Source organism: Mycolicibacter senuensis, assembly GCF_002101885.1.
Taxonomy (GTDB): domain Bacteria; phylum Actinomycetota; class Actinomycetes; order Mycobacteriales; family Mycobacteriaceae; genus Mycobacterium; species Mycobacterium senuense.
The window spans coordinates 1-15,752 of the sequence record NZ_LQPS01000051.1 but is presented as its reverse complement, the minus strand read 5'-3'; the positions used below and the strand labels follow the sequence as shown (position 1 = coordinate 15,752).

General features: G+C 66.9%; 7 protein-coding genes. 1 reads left to right on the top strand and 6 read right to left on the bottom strand.

All coding sequences use genetic code 11. From position 1 onward, the window contains the following. Positions 1-6: 6 nt before the first annotated feature. From AWC24_RS19340 to AWC24_RS19325, 4 genes are all read right to left on the bottom strand, one after another. Positions 7-3,957 (bottom strand): DNA-directed RNA polymerase subunit beta', encoded by a 3,951-nt coding sequence (locus AWC24_RS19340; RefSeq protein WP_085088226.1) that lies wholly within the window; start codon positions 3,955-3,957, stop codon positions 7-9. A gap of 38 nt (positions 3,958-3,995) precedes the next feature. Beyond that, positions 3,996-7,544, bottom strand: a complete 3,549-nt coding sequence (gene rpoB, locus AWC24_RS19335; RefSeq protein ID WP_085088223.1) for a DNA-directed RNA polymerase subunit beta — start codon at positions 7,542-7,544, stop codon at positions 3,996-3,998. Positions 7,545-7,923: 379 nt separating this feature from the next. Further along, entirely contained in the window at positions 7,924-8,976 is a 1,053-nt protein-coding gene (locus AWC24_RS19330) for an ABC transporter ATP-binding protein (protein WP_085088221.1), read from the bottom strand. 94 nt (positions 8,977-9,070) lie between these two features. Beyond that, a complete protein-coding gene (locus AWC24_RS19325; RefSeq protein WP_085088439.1) occupies positions 9,071-10,573 on the bottom strand; it encodes a carotenoid oxygenase family protein in 1,503 nt (500 codons plus the stop codon). A 638-nt stretch (positions 10,574-11,211) separates the two neighbouring features. On the opposite strand from AWC24_RS19325, the gene AWC24_RS19320 reads away from it, so the two are divergent. Continuing rightward, positions 11,212-12,273 (top strand): IS110 family RNA-guided transposase, encoded by a 1,062-nt coding sequence (locus AWC24_RS19320; RefSeq protein ID WP_085088436.1) that lies wholly within the window; start codon positions 11,212-11,214, stop codon positions 12,271-12,273. Between the two features lie 38 nt (positions 12,274-12,311). On the opposite strand, the gene AWC24_RS19315 is transcribed toward AWC24_RS19320, so the two are convergent. Next, positions 12,312-13,582 (bottom strand): IS3 family transposase gene (locus AWC24_RS19315; protein ID WP_109560572.1). Its coding sequence is split into 2 segments (ribosomal slippage): positions 12,312-13,309 and positions 13,309-13,582, totalling 1,272 coding nucleotides; the frame shifts between segments, so codons are not numbered across the junction. Between the two features lie 224 nt (positions 13,583-13,806). Further along, positions 13,807-15,752 (bottom strand): PE family protein (locus tag AWC24_RS22600; RefSeq protein WP_165757769.1); only part of this gene is annotated, 1,946 nt, incomplete at its 5' end.

Below are 15,752 nucleotides of genomic sequence, written 5' to 3'. Positions count from 1 at the left end.
CGCTGACTACCGGTAGTCGCTGTACCCGTAGTCGTCCAGCGGAACCGCGGCACCGGTGGCGGCGCCGAAGTCCGGGCTGTAGTACTGATCCTCATACGACGGGATCGTGTACGCGGCGGCCCGGGCCTCCTCGGTCGGCTGCACCGCGATGTTGCGGTAGCGGTTGATTCCGGTGCCGGCCGGGATCAGCTTGCCGATGATCACGTTCTCCTTCAGACCCTGCAGCTTGTCGCTGCGGCAGTTGATCGCCGCATCGGTCAGCACGCGGGTGGTCTCCTGGAACGACGCCGCACTCAGCCACGAATCGGTGGCGAGGCTCGCCTTGGTGATACCCATCAGCACCGGGCGCCCGGCCGCCGGCTCGCCGCCCTCGGCCACCACCCGACGGTTCTCGGTCTCGAACTCGGCACGCTCGGTCAGCGAACCGGGCAGGAACTCCGTGGCGCCCGAGTCGATGATGGTCACCCGGCGCAGCATCTGCCGGACGATCACCTCGATGTGCTTGTCGTGGATCGACACACCCTGGGCCCGGTAGACCTGCTGGACCTCCTTGACGAGGTGGATCTGCACCTCGCGGGGGCCCTGCACGCGCAGCACCTCGTGCGGGTCGGCCGAGCCCTCCATGAGCTGCTGCCCGACCTCGACGTGGTCACCGTCGGCCAGCAACCGCTCGGAGCCGTCCTCGTGCCTGAACACCCGCAGCCGCTGACGCTTGGGCAACTTGTCGTAGACCACTTCCTCGCCACCGTCGTCCGGCACGATCGTGATCTTGTAGAACTTGTCGCCCTCCTCGAGTTGCACCCGTCCGGCGACATCGGCGATCGGCGCCTTGCCGCGCGGGATCCGTGCCTCGAACAGCTCCTGCACCCGCGGCAGACCACCGGTGATGTCCTCACCGACACCACCCTGGTGGAAGGTGCGCATGGTCAGCTGGGTACCGGGCTCACCGATGGACTGCGCCGCGACGATGCCGACGGCCTCGCCGATGTCGACCAGCTTGCCGGTGGCCATCGACCGGCCGTAACAGGTCGCGCACACGCCGGTTCCGGTGGCACAGGTCAGTACCGACCGCACCTTCACCTGCGAGATTCCCGCGCCCAGCAGCGCCTCGATCGACGGGTCGCCGAGGTCGTGGCCGCGCTCGACGACGACATTGCCCTTCTCGTCGGCCGCGTCGACCGCCAACGTGCGCGCGTACGCCGAGGTCTCGATGAACGGGTCGCGGATCAGCGATCCGTCGGCAGCCACCTCGGCCAGTTCCACCAGGACGCCGCGTTCGGTGCCGCAGTCGTGCTCGCGCACGATCACGTCCTGCGACACGTCCACCAGGCGACGGGTCAGGTAGCCCGAGTCGGCGGTACGCAACGCGGTGTCCGCCAAACCCTTTCGGGCGCCGTGGGTGTTGATGAAGTACTCCAGCACCGTCAGGCCCTCACGGAACGAGGACTTGATCGGGCGCGGGATGAACTCACCCTTGGGGTTGGTCACCAGGCCCTTCATGCCCGCCAGCGTCCGGGTCTGGGTGAAGTTACCCGTCGCACCGGAGTCGACGATGGTGATGATCGGGTTGTCGGCCGGGTAGTGGTCACGCAGCGCCTGACCCACCTCCTCGGTGGCTTCCTTCCAGATCTCCACCAGCGCCTCGTTGCGCTCGTCGTGGTTGAGAGCGCCACGCTGGAACTGCTTTTCGACCTTGTCGGCGCGCTCCTCGTAGGAGTCCAGGATCTCCTTCTTGCGCGGCGGCACCAACACATCAGCCATGGAGACCGTCACTCCGCTTCGGGTGGCCCAGTAGAAGCCGGCGTCCTTGAGCTTGTCCACCGTCTGAGCGACCACGATCATCGGGTAGCGCTCGGCCAGGTCGTTGATGATGACGGCCTGAACCTTCTTGTGCATCTGGTTGTTCACGAACGGGTAGCCGGTCGGCAGCAGCTCGTTGAACATCACCCGGCCCAGCGTGGTCTCGGCCATCCAGGCACCGCCGGGACGCCAGCCGTTCTCGCCGAACAACTCGGTCTCGATCTCGGCCGGCGGCCGCAGCTGGTCGAGACGCACCCGGATCTTGGCGCGCACCGAGAGGGCACCGCGGTCGACGGCCATGATCGCCTCGGCGGGCGAGGAGTAGACGCCGGACTCCGGGCGGTCCTTGGCAGCCGGGGTGTATTCGCCTGCGTCACCTTCGATCTCGGTGGTCAGGTAATACAGACCGGTCACCATGTCCAGTCGCGGCATGGCCAACGGACGACCCGAGGCCGGCGACAGGATGTTGTTGCTCGACAGCATCAGGATGCGGGCCTCGGCCTGCGCCTCGGCGCTCAACGGCAGGTGCACCGCCATCTGGTCACCGTCGAAGTCGGCGTTGAAGGCCTCACACACCAGTGGGTGCAGCTGAATGGCCTTGCCCTCCACCAGCTGCGGCTCGAAGGCCTGGATGCCCAGGCGGTGCAGCGTGGGGGCACGGTTGAGCAGCACCGGGTGTTCGGCGATGACCTCTTCGAGGACGTCCCACACCTGGGGACGCTGCCGCTCCACCATCCGCTTGGCGCTCTTGATGTTCTGCGCGTGGTTGAGGTCGACCAGCCGCTTCATCACGAACGGCTTGAACAGCTCGAGTGCCATCAGCTTCGGCAGACCGCACTGGTGCAGCTTGAGCTGGGGACCCACGACAATAACGGAGCGACCGGAGTAATCCACACGCTTGCCCAGCAGGTTCTGCCGGAACCGGCCCTGCTTGCCCTTGAGCAGGTCCGACAGCGACTTCAGCGGGCGGTTGCCCGGCCCGGTCACCGGCCGGCCGCGACGGCCGTTGTCAAACAGCGCGTCGACGGACTCCTGCAGCATCCGCTTCTCGTTGTTGACGATGATCTCGGGCGCACCGAGGTCGATCAGTCGCTTCAACCGGTTGTTGCGGTTGATGACCCGGCGGTACAGGTCATTGAGGTCGGACGTGGCGAACCGGCCACCGTCGAGCTGCACCATCGGGCGCAGCTCCGGCGGGATCACCGGCACCGCGTCGAGCACCATGCCCATCGGGGAGTTGCCCGACTGCTGGAACGCCGCAACCACCTTGAGCCGCTTGAGGGCACGAAGCTTCTTCTGCCCCTTGCCGTTCTTGATGGTGTCGCGCAGCGACTCGGCCTCGGCGTCGATGTCGAAGGTCTCGATCAGCTTCTGGATCGACTCGGCACCCATCGCTCCGGTGAAGTACTCGCCGTAGCGGTCGACCAGCTCGCGGTAGACGGTCTCGTCGACGATCAGCTGCTTGGGAGCCAGCTTGACGAAGGTGTCCCAGATGTTGTCGAGCCGGTCCAGCTCACGCTGGGCGCGGTCGCGCAACTGACGCATCTCGCGCTCGCCGCCGTCGCGAACCTTGCGCCGCACATCGGCTTTCGCACCCTCAGCCTCCAGCTCGGCCAGGTCGGCTTCCAGCTTCTGGGCGCGGGCCTCCAGGTCGGCGTCGCGCTGGTCCTCGACGGCCTTCTTCTCGACGACCATCTCGGCTTCCAGCGTGGACAGCTCGTTGTGGCGCATCTCGGTGTCGACGCTGGTGATGACGTAGGCCGCGAAGTAGATGATCTTCTCGAGGTCCTTGGGCGCCAGGTCGAGCAGGTAGCCCAACCGGGACGGCACGCCCTTGAAGTACCAGATGTGGGTGACCGGCGCGGCCAGTTCGATGTGGCCCATCCGCTCACGGCGCACCTTGGCGCGGGTCACCTCGACGCCACAGCGCTCACAGATGATGCCCTTGAAGCGCACGCGCTTGTACTTGCCGCAGTAGCACTCCCAGTCGCGAGTCGGTCCGAAGATCTTCTCGCAGAACAGGCCGTCCTTCTCGGGCTTGAGCGTGCGGTAGTTGATGGTCTCCGGCTTCTTGACCTCACCGTAGGACCATTGCCGGATGTCCTCCGCGGTCGCCAAGCCGATGCGGAGCTCATCGAAGAAGTTGACGTCGAGCACGTAACTCCCTTTCCCCTTGCGGGTTTAGTGACTAGTAATTAAGCGAGATCCTCAACGGAGGCGGATTCGTTGCGGGACAAGTTGATTCCCAGGTTGGCAGCAGCCCGCTCCAGGTCCTCGTCCTCGCCTTCGCGCAGCTCGATCGCCGCGCCGTCCTTCGCCAGCACCTCGACGTTGAGGCACAGTGACTGCAGCTCTTTGAGCAGCACCTTGAAGGACTCCGGAATACCGGGTTCGGGGATGTTCTCGCCCTTGACGATCGCCTCGTAGACCTTGACACGACCAACGGTGTCGTCGGACTTGATCGTCAACAGTTCCTGCAGCGTGTACGCCGCGCCGTAGGCCTGCATGGCCCAGCACTCCATCTCACCGAAGCGCTGACCACCGAACTGCGCCTTACCGCCCAGCGGCTGCTGGGTGATCATCGAGTACGGACCGGTGGAGCGGGCGTGGATCTTGTCATCCACCAGGTGGTGCAGCTTCATGATGTACATGTAGCCGACGGTCACCGGGTACGGGAACGGCTCACCGGAGCGGCCGTCGAACAGCATCGCCTTGCCGTCGCCGTTGACCATGACCTCGCCGTCGCGGTTGGCCAGCGTCGAGGAGAGCAGGCCCTGCAGCTCGTTCTCCTGGGCGCCGTCGAACACCGGGGTCGCGGTGCGGGTGTCCGGGTCGGCGGAGTACAGCTCCTCGGGGAGCTTGTCCGCCCAGTCGGGCACGCCGGCAGCAACATCGATGTTCCAGCCGGTCTTGGCGATCCAGCCCAGGTGGGTCTCCAGGATCTGACCGATGTTCATACGACGGGGCACACCGTGGGTGTTCAAGATGATGTCGACCGGCGTGCCGTCCGGCAGGAACGGCATGTCCTCGGCCGGCAGGATCTTGCCGATGACGCCCTTGTTGCCGTGGCGGCCGGCCAGCTTGTCACCGTCGGAGATCTTGCGCTTCTGCGCGACGTAGACGCGCACCAGCTCATTGACCCCGGCGGGCAACTCGTCGTCGTCCTCGCGGGAGAACACCCGGATGCCGATGACCTTGCCGGACTCGCCGTGCGGCACCTTCAGCGAAGTGTCGCGGACTTCGCGGGCCTTCTCACCGAAGATGGCACGCAGCAGCCGCTCTTCGGGGGTCAGCTCGGTCTCGCCCTTCGGGGTGACCTTGCCGACCAGGATGTCGCCGTCGCGGACCTCGGCGCCGATGCGGACGATGCCGCGCTCGTCGAGGTCTGCCAGCACCTCATCGGAGACGTTCGGGATGTCCCGGGTGATCTCCTCGGCGCCCAGCTTGGTGTCGCGGGCGTCGATCTCGTGCTCCTCGATGTGAATCGAGGTCAGCGTGTCCTCCTCGACCAGCCTGTTGGACAGGATGATCGCGTCCTCGTAGTTGTGCCCCTCCCACGGCATGATCGCCACGAGCAGGTTCTTGCCCAGTGCCATCTCGCCGTTGTCGGTGCACGGACCGTCGGCGATCACCTGGCCGTTCTCGACACGCTGGCCGGCGTCGACGATCGGACGCTGGTTGGCGCAGGTGCCGTGGTTGGACCGGTTGAACTTGCGCATCCGGTAGGTCTGCCGGGTGCCGTCGTCGGCCATCACCGTGACGTAGTCGGCGGAGACCTCCTCGATGACACCGGCCTTGTCGGCGACGATCACGTCACCGGCATCGATCGCGGCCCGCAACTCCATGCCGGTGCCCACCAACGGCGCCTCGCTGCGCACCAGCGGAACCGCCTGGCGCTGCATGTTGGCGCCCATCAGGGCGCGGTTGGCGTCGTCGTGCTCCAGGAACGGGATCATGGCGGTGGCCACCGAGACCATCTGGCGCGGCGAGACGTCCATGTAGTCGACCTCGGCCGACGACACGTACTCGACCTCACCGCCCTTCCGGCGGACCAGAACGCGCTCCTCGGTGAACCGACCGTCGCCCTCCAGCGGCGAGTTGGCCTGCGCCACGATGTAGCGGTCCTCCTCGTCGGCGGTCAGGTAGACGATCTCGTCGGTGACCACACCGTCGACGACCTTGCGGTACGGGGTCTCGATGAAGCCGAACGGGTTGACCCGCGCGTAGGTGGCCAGCGAGCCGATCAGACCGATGTTGGGGCCTTCGGGGGTCTCGATCGGGCACATCCGGCCGTAGTGGGACGGGTGCACGTCACGAACTTCCAGGCCGGCCCGCTCACGCGACAGACCGCCCGGACCCAGCGCCGACAGCCGGCGCTTGTGGGTCAGACCCGACAACGGGTTGTTCTGGTCCATGAATTGCGAGAGCTGGCTGGTGCCGAAGAACTCCTTGATCGCGGCGACCACCGGGCGGATGTTGATCAGGGTCTGCGGCGTGATGGCCTCGACGTCCTGGGTGGTCATCCGCTCGCGGACCACGCGCTCCATCCGCGACAGCCCGACCCGGATCTGGTTCTGGATGAGCTCGCCGACGGTGCGCAGCCGCCGGTTGCCGAAGTGGTCGATGTCGTCGACCTCGACCGGCACCTCGACGCCGCCGGGCACCGTCATGGTTCCGGAGACCCCGTCCTGAGCTGCCTGGTGCAGCCGCACCAGGTACTCGATGGTGGCCACGATGTCCTCTTCGGTCAGCGTGGTCGGCAGCGCCTCACCCAGGTCGGAGGTCAGACCCAGCTTCTTGTTGATCTTGTAGCGGCCCACCCGGGCCAGGTCGTAGCGCTTCTCCTTGAAGAACAGGTTCTCCAGCAGGGTCTGCGCGGACTCCTTGGTGGGGGGCTCGCCCGGACGCAGCTTGCGGTAGATGTCCAGCAGCGCCTCGTCGGGGTTGGCCGCGCTGTCCTTCTCCAGCGTCGACATCATGATCTCGGAGAAGCCGAACCGCTCGCGGATCGCCTCGCTGGTCCAGCCCAGCGCCTTGAGCAGGATGGTCACCGGCTGGCGGCGCTTGCGGTCGATGCGGACGCCGACCAGGTCGCGCTTGTCGACGTCGAACTCCAGCCAGGCACCCCGGCCGGGGATCACCTTGACTGAGTGCAGCGTCTTCTCGGTGGATTTGTCGATGTTGGCGTCGAAGTACACGCCCGGGGACCGCACCAGCTGGGAGACGACGACACGCTCGGTGCCGTTGATGATGAAGGTGCCCTTCTCGGTCATCATCGGGAAGTCGCCCATGAACACCGTCTGGCTCTTGATCTCACCGGTGTTGTTGTTGATGAACTCCGCGGTGACGAACAGCGGCGCCGCGTAGGTCATGTCCTTGTCGCGGCACTCCTCGACCGGGGCCTTGACGTCGTCGAACCGCGGGTCGGAGAACGACAGCGACATCGAGCCCGAGAAGTCCTCGATCGGCGACAGTTCCTCGAGCACTTCCTCGAGGCCGCCCCGGGGCGCGGTGCCGGTCAGGCTCTCGATCTTCTCGCGCCACTCCGGCGCCCCGATCAGCCACTGGAACGAGTCGGTCTGCACGTCGAGCAGACCCGGAACCTCGAGCGGTTCGCGCAGCTTGGCGAAGGAGATCCGGTTGGGAGCTCCGGGAACGGAACTGTTCGGAGAATTTTGAGTGGTAGTACCTGAAGCGTTCTTTTTGCTCTGGCGGGAGACTGCCAAGATGCATCCTTCCAGCACCTAATGCGGCCAGCGGGTCCCAGCTCTCGCCAGACCCCGTTCGCTGCGAATATCAACCGTTGGTTCGGCTGGCGGACGCTCTGTCCGGTCTCACGCACAACCAAACCACCAGGTCACAAGCCTTATACGAGCCGACTGACGCGACTCAGGCTGGTACTGCGGGTTCGGGTGCGGGTAAGGGTGGGCAGGAGGAAGCCAGCGCAACGTCCAACAATAGCGCAGGCTCACGCAATCCTCAACTGCCGCGTCCCGGGGACCCTATCGGTGCTGGCTGGCCTCCGCCGGAGCCTCCACACAAACGCTGGGAACAGATTGGACCGTTTACGTCCGTCCGTCAAGAGCTGACACGGTGTGGGCCGGCGGCGAGGACGGCGAGGACTCAGCCCGGCGGGGACGGGATCGACGCGGTCGGGGCGTCGTCGTCGGCAGGGAACTCGTGGACTGCGTACTTGTGGGTGCCCTCGAGGTCGTCGCGGATGGCGGCCTGGGCGTTGGGCGGCAGGGTGTGCAGGATCTCGCGCACCCGTGCCTGACGCCGGGCCACACCCTTGCGCTCCGGCAGGCCGGGGGTCGCGCTGAGCTGAGGCGGCACGCCCTCGACCTCTTCGACACCACCGTCGCTCTGGCCGGCGGCCATCATGGCCTCCTCGGCCGCAGCGGTCGCCTGGTCCTTCTCCTCGGACATGCCGATGGGCCCGATGCGCCGGCCGTTGAGGAACTGGCGCACCACCGGCTCATCAGAGGTCAACAGCACCTCGCGGGGCCCGAACATCACCAGCTGCTTGCGGAACAGCATGCCGATGTTGTCCGGCACGGTGCGGGCGATGTTGATGTTGTGCGTGACGATCAGGATGGTGGCATCGATCTGGGCGTTGATGTCGATCAGCAGCTGGCTCAGGTACGCGGTACGGACCGGGTCCAGACCGGAGTCGGGCTCGTCGCAGAGGATGATCTGCGGGTCCAGCACCAGGGCGCGGGCCAGACCGGCACGCTTGCGCATACCGCCGGAGATCTCGCCCGGGAACTTGTAGCCGTCGTTGGGCATACCGACCAGCTCGAGCTTCTCCATGACGATGTCACGGATCTCCTTCTCGGACTTCTTGGTGTGCTCACGCAGCGGGAACGCGGTGTTGTCGTAGATGTTCATCGACCCGAACAGCGCGCCGTCCTGGAACAACACCCCGAACAGCGTGCGGATCTCGTATAGCTCCTTGGCCGAACACTGCAGGATGTCGGTGCCGTCGATGACGATCGAGCCGCGCTCGGGCCGCAACAGGCCGATCAGCGACTTCAGGAACACCGACTTGCCGGTACCCGACGGACCCAGCAGGACGCTGACCTCACCCTCGGGAATAGTCATCGAGACGTCTTCCCAGATTCGGGCCGATCCGAAGGACTTCGTCAGCCCCTGCACCTCGATGGCGACACCCATTGGTGGTCCTTCCGCAACGTCTGGTCATAGCCACGTCTCCCCTGTGGCTTGGGCCACTGTAGCGCACCGGTGCGTCCCGCAACGCCGGTCCGCCTCACTCCGCGGGTGTCCAATTTCCGTGAAAACCCATCGGCACCCGCTGGGGCAAGTGCACGGTGGCCACCTGCTCACAGGTTGCGGCGTCCAGGATCAGCAATTGGCCCTCGTCAGCGCCGCGATGGTGGCCCATTCCCAGCAGGATGCCGTCGTCCTCGCCGGAACCGCCGGGGCGCGGCACGAACGACATCTCCCCGAGTACCAGCTGCGGGTCGAGCGGTGCGGTGATGCTCGAGCCGGTGGCGTAGTCGTGTTTGTACAGCGCGGTCGACATCTCCGACCGGCTGCCGCCGACGAACCCACCGTTGAGTCCGACGGTGTAGCCGAAGCGGTGTTTGGCTCCCAGCAGCTCCTCGTTGATCCGGGGGAACTCCTGCGGGCGATCGTCGCGCACCTCGGTGCTCACCGCGCCGGTGTCGAGGTTGATCGTCCAGCGGTGCAGGAGGGGCGGGGTGTCGCCCGGCCCGCGCCGGTCGGCGTCGAAGATCTTCGGGTAGCGCACCACGTCGAGCACCAGCAGTTCCTGACCGGTCGGCGAGACGTCGGAGTAGGCGTTGACCGGGTGGAAGACGTAGCACGGTTCGATGTCGAACCATCGCACCGTCGGCTCGCCCTCGCGCGGCATCACCCCGATGCGCGCCGGGTAGCCGGGGTTCCACGCGTACGGCAGCCCGGCCGGCGGGCGGCTGTCGCGGTTGACCATCGCGGTGATGGGATTCGGCAGCCGGACCTTGCCGAGCAGGCTGCCCAGCACCAGTCGGGCCGGCGCTTGGAGCCGGCGGGGCAGGTTCACCGGCAGCACCTGGATCGGGTCGAACGTGACCGGCAGGTCGTAGACCACCACGTATTTCTCAGTCAGCGAGAAGTCGTGCATCATCGGCGCGCCGGTCACCTCGATGTCGACGGTGCGCCGAGCCCGCCCGGCGTTGTCGATCACCGAGTACTGGACACGGTTGCCCCGGGCGAAGGAATAGGACACGGCGTGCAGTTCGCCGGTGGCCGGGTCGCGGTGCGGGTGGGCGGTGTAGCCGCCGGTCAAGGTACCGTCGAAGTCGCAGGTGCCCACCGTGTCGAGATCGTCGGTGAGTTCGTAGTTGGCGACGCCGCCCTCCACCAGCGCCAGTGTCTTGCCGGCATGGCCGAGCACGTTGGTGTTGGGCCCGACGGACAGCATCCCCACCCGCGCGTCGATCCGGACCGGTCGCCGCTCCCCCAGCGCGGCGCAGACCGCCGGGGTGCGCACCCAGCGGTTGCGGTACCAGTGCGCCCGGCCATCCCCCAGCGCCACGCCGTGCACCATCGGGTCGCCGGTGAACCAGTGGTAGGTGGCCGGATCGACCTCGGCGACGGGATTGGGGCCGTTGCGCAGATAACGGCCGTCGAGGTAGTCCGGGATCTGGCCGGTGACCCGCAGGTCGGTGGCGGTGATCTCGGCGTCCACCGGCGCCAGAAAGCCGGTCAGATAGGGATTGGAGTCGGTGGTGGCATCGGCAGCAGTCATGTTCGGCTCCTGAATCATCGTGAGCCCGACTATGCGCGAGATTCCGGTGGCCGGCGTTGAGTTCGATGAAATGCGTGTCCAGCGGGCTCGAGCATCCAGCGGGAAGGCACCTTCTAGCTGACCGGTAGAGGCGCTCGGTGAGAGCTTACTCTCAAGCCGGTCCTCTGGCACCCTCCTCGCCGGTCGCGCCGGTGGCGCCGGTGGCGGCCCGGCCGCGCTCGCCGTCCGCCCCGCAACGACACATACAACGACTCATTGAGATCATCGAGCCACCCACCCGCATCGGCCTCAGCCACACCGGGCAACGCCGAACCGCCGACAACTCCTGCCACCACACCCCGGCACTGAACCGCCTGTAAGTGTTGGGGTGGCTGGCCCGGTGCTGGCTGACAGGATCGGTGTCGTCGTCTCGGCGGGGTGTGACTCGTGAATCGCCTGGCCCCGAGAGGGTGCTCTTCCCGGGATCTGTCCACTCGGTCGAGGCGGCGGCGCCGGCCCGGTTTTGCTTCGGTGGCTTGATTAGAAGCCTGCCCGACTCGTTGCCGCGAGTCGTGGCCCGTTACAGGCCTGCCTCGAAGTGCTCCTTCCGGGCCGACGCCGAAACGACGTCGCCTACAGCAAAGGAGTTCAACGTCGCCATGTCCATCGTTGCAGAGCATTACGAGATTGTCATAGCCGCCGACACCCACGCCGCTACACACACATTGGCACTGGTCAACGCGGTAAACGGAGCTGTGGATTCGCAGGAGGTGTTCCCGAACACGCCGGCAGGGCTTGATCGGGCATGCCGCTGGATTACGCGCATGGCCGTAGGCAAGTCAACGTTAGTTGTCGTCGAAGGTATCGGCTCGTACGGTGCCGGCCTTGCCGACCGAGTCGCCGATGCGGGCCTGTTGGTGGTCGAGCCGTCAGCGATGCCGGCTGCCCAGCGCCGCGGGATCGGTAAGACCGATGGGTTGGACGCGGTGCGTATCGCGCGCTCGGTACTGGGAGTCGAGACATCACGGTTGCGGTTTCCCCGCTCCACTGGCCCGCGCGTGGCGTTGCGCGTTCTGGCCGTAGCCCGTGAGCAAATGGTCGCTGAACGTACTCGCGTGATCAACGCGCTGACCGCGCTGCTACGCACAGTAGACCTCGGTGTAGACACGCGTAAGCCGCTGGCACACAGTCAATTCAAGGTGATCGTCGCCTGGCGGAACCGCAACGAGGATCCCGTCACCGGCATCTGTCGGCAGGAGGCCATTCGGCTGGCCAAGCGCATCACCGACCTCGACGCCGAGCTCGCCGACAACCGCAAGAGGCTCGACGTCACAGTCGCCGATGTTGCTCCGGAGCTCTGCGAGCTGCCCGGCGTAGGTTCGGTAGTCGCCGCATCTGTCCTGACAGCCTGGTCACACCCAGGGCGGGTGCGATCCGAAGCCGCCTTCGCTGCCCTTGCAGGGACGTGTCCAATCCCCGCATCATCCGGAAACACCGTGCGCCACAGGCTCAACCGTGGTGGAGATCGACGCCTCAACCGGGCCTTGACCACCATAGTCATCGTCCGCATGCGTATACACGCACCGACTCGGGCCTATGTCGCCCGGCGCCGCGCCGAGGGACGCACGACCAAGGAGATCATGCGCTCCTTAAAGCGCTACATCACCCGCCAGCTCTACCGAACCCTCGCCGCCGCACATCCGCGCGCAGTGGCCACTTGACACGATATAGAAGCATCCCGGGTTTGGTGCACACCCGGTTACTGGTGTGCCACCGGTTGAGCGTCGGCTTGTTGATCGTAGTAGGCGGTTTCGTACTCCGCTGGTGGGATTCGGCCGAGGCGGTGCATGAGCCGGCTGGTGTTGTACCAGTGCACCCAGTCGGCGGTGAGTAGCTCGACGTCGGCCAGCCGGTGCAGGGGGCCACGCCGAAATGGTGCGTCATCACGGACGGCTTCGGTCTTGTAGAGGCCGATGGTGGTCTCGGCCAGCGCGTTGTCGTAGGCGTCGCCGACCGAGCCAATCGATGCCACCAGTCCGGACAACGACAGGGTCTCCCCGAACCGAACCGACGTGTATTGCGAACCCGCATCCGAATGATGAATCGTTCTGCCCGACAATGGATTGCCCTCACGATTACGCAGTTCGGCGGCATGGCGGATCGCTCGCCGCACGAACGCATCGGTCTTGGATGTTGAGCAGGTCCAGCCCACGATCCGCCCGGCGTAGGCATCGATGGCGAACGCGGCGTAGACGAACACCCCGCTGGCCAGGCGCACGTAGGTGAAGTCGGCGACCAGCAGCACGTTGGGGGCATCCACCCGAAACTTGCGGTCGACCAGGTCGGGGGCTCGGCCCGCGGCCGGGTCGGCGATCGTGGTGCGGACCTTCTTGCGCCGCGTCACCCCGCGCCAGCCGTTGGCGCGCATGAGGCGTTCCACGGTGCAGCGGGCCACTTCGATGCCCTGGCGTTGCAGGTGAGCCCACATTTTGGCGGCCCCATACAGCGACTCCGGAGCGCGCCGGCCCGTCGGGTCGGGCTCGTAGTAGCCGGCCAGCACCGCGGTGATGGTCATATCCCACAAGGCCCGCGCCGACGGTGGGCGGGCCAGCCAGGCATAGAAGGTTCTCGGGGCGATTGCACAGCCGTGCTCGGTGAGCACGCGGCAGATCGGAGCAACCCCGAACCGAGCACGATGCTCGGCGATGAACGCACAGATCAGCGGTGTCGCGGGTCGCTCTCCCGCGCGAAGAAACTTGTCACGGCCTTGAGGATCTCGATCGTCTGCTCAAGCTCACGGTTCTTGCGCTTGAGTTCCCGGTTCTCGCGTGCGATGTCGCTGGAGACCCCATCGCGCTGCCCGGCGTCAACCTCGGCCTGTGTCACCCACCGGCGCAGCGTCTCCACCGACACGCTCAACCGTTTGGCGACCGCAGCGATGCAGGCCGTCCTGGTGTCGTAGTCCTGCTCATGGTCGGCGACCAACCGCACCGCTCGGAACCTGAACTCCGCGTCGTATTTCTTCGGCATGATGCGCCTTACCTTCCCTCGAAAGAAGGTGTGCATCAAAGCCGGGGTGGTTCAAAGTCCACCGAGCCCACACCGGTATCGGCGGCCAGACCCCTATCGAACGCCTACGCGTTCACAACCTCCCCGGGAATTACAGCTAGCGCACCTCGGCTTTGCCGTCCTTGCCCGAGGCGCTCGTTGCTCCTTCGAAACGGAACCTCCATCGAGCATTCCCCAGTGACTGCTCATGGCGCCGGTTCGCCATCCTCGCCCATGGCACCACGGCCCCCTGTTGCGCCGCCGCTTCCCGTCGAGCCCTGGCTGCCGTTGTCGCCAGAGGGGGTGCCGTCGGCGTTGTTGCCGCCGGCGCCTCCTTGACCGCCTGCACCGCCGGTACCGCCGTCCCCACCGTGCCCACCAGGACCCCCCTGGCCGCGGCTTAAGTTCTGAAAGCCAGTGCCGCGGGTGGCATCACCACCGTCGCCACCCTTACCGCCCGTGCCACCCTTACCTCCGGCGCCGCCGTCACCACCGTCACCACCGGAACCCGCGGTGCCGTCCTGACCGTCGCCCTGGGCGACACCGGCATCACCCCCAGCACCCCCCTGGCCGCCAGCACCAGCGTCGCCACCGGTACCACCGTCGCCACCCCAACCACCGCCACCACCAAAGATAACGTAACCAGCCCAGGTGCTGACCTGGGTGCGACCTTCCCCGCCGTCGCCGCCTGCACCGCCAGTGGCCCCGGTTGCACCCTTGCCGCCAGTACCGCCGGCACCACCGGCACCGCCGTTGCCACCGTCACCGCGGATCGCCCCGCCGGCACCACCGGACCCACCGGCCCCGCCAGCACCGCCAGTCCGGCCATCGACCCCGTCACCGCCCTGGCCACCGTCACCGCCCCTACCACCTGAACCAGCTCCGCAGCAGGTCGACGTTCCATCTCCACCAGCACCACCTTTACCGCCCGCCGCCCCCATACCACCTTTACCGCCGGTACCCCCGCCACCTCCGTACGCGTCGCTGTCGGCGCGGTGATCTTCGTAACCGGTGCCGCCGGTGCCGCCGACCTGACCAGCCTTGCCGCCGGCCTTGCCGTCACCCCCGTCGGGAGAATTGCTGGTGCCTGCTGAGCCGGTGGCCGCCTGACCGTTTGGTGCCGGGTTGACGCCGTTGGCCCCGCGGTAACCGTCACCGCCGTCGCCGCCGTTTCCGCCGTTGCCGATGTTGCCGCCGTTGCCGCCTTTACCGCCGGCAAATCCGGTGCCGCCGAGTGTGGTGGCATCAGCACCGCGGCCGCCGTTGCCCCCGTTGCCGTGAATCCCCTCGGGTAGCTGGCCGTGGGCACCATCGCTACCGGGGGTGGAACCGGCACCGCCGGTACCGCCGGCCCCGCCGGCCCCGGCATTGCCACCGTTGCCACCGTGACCGCCGGCCCCGGATGTGCTGTCGTGGCCGTCGGTGCCGTCACCGGGGATACCACCGGTACCCCCGGTGCCTCCGTTGCCACCGGCCCCCTGGTTGCCACTGTCTCCGCCGCCGGCCCCGCCGTCACCACCATGCCCACCCTGGCCGCCAGTGCCACCGTGACCGCCGTCGGTGCCAGCCGACGTCGTCCAGGTGTGCCCGGTGCCGCCCTGGCCACCGGTGCCCCCGGTGCCCCCGTCACCACCGTCCCCGTCTACTCCTGCCACCCCGCTATCACCGAAACCACCCTCGGCGACCCCGCCACCGGCCCCGCCGGCACCACCGGCCCCACCGTGGCCACCGTCCCCACCGGTATAGCCCGTACCACCATCCCGAGAGCTGCCAACAGCGCCCGCAGAACCCCGTGCGCCGGTTCCAGCATCACCACCGTCGCCACCGGTGCCTGCGGCACCCCCGCCACCGCCATCACCACTAACCGATCCGCCCAGCCCACCCTGGCCGCCGTCACCACCGGCACCGCCATACCCACCTTCATGACCCGGCCCGCCGATCCAACTCCCAAAAATGAAGAGGGCAATACCGTTACCACCGGTGGCCCCGCCCCCACCGTCACCACCGGCACCGCCGACTCCGCCGTTGCCGTAGTCACCACCGTTTCCGCCATTACCGCCCAGTCCACCGGCCCCGCCGCCACCACCGCGCCCTAGTGCCGGATCAAAACTGTCGCTACCGGCCGCCCCGGCCCCACCATGACCACCGGCCC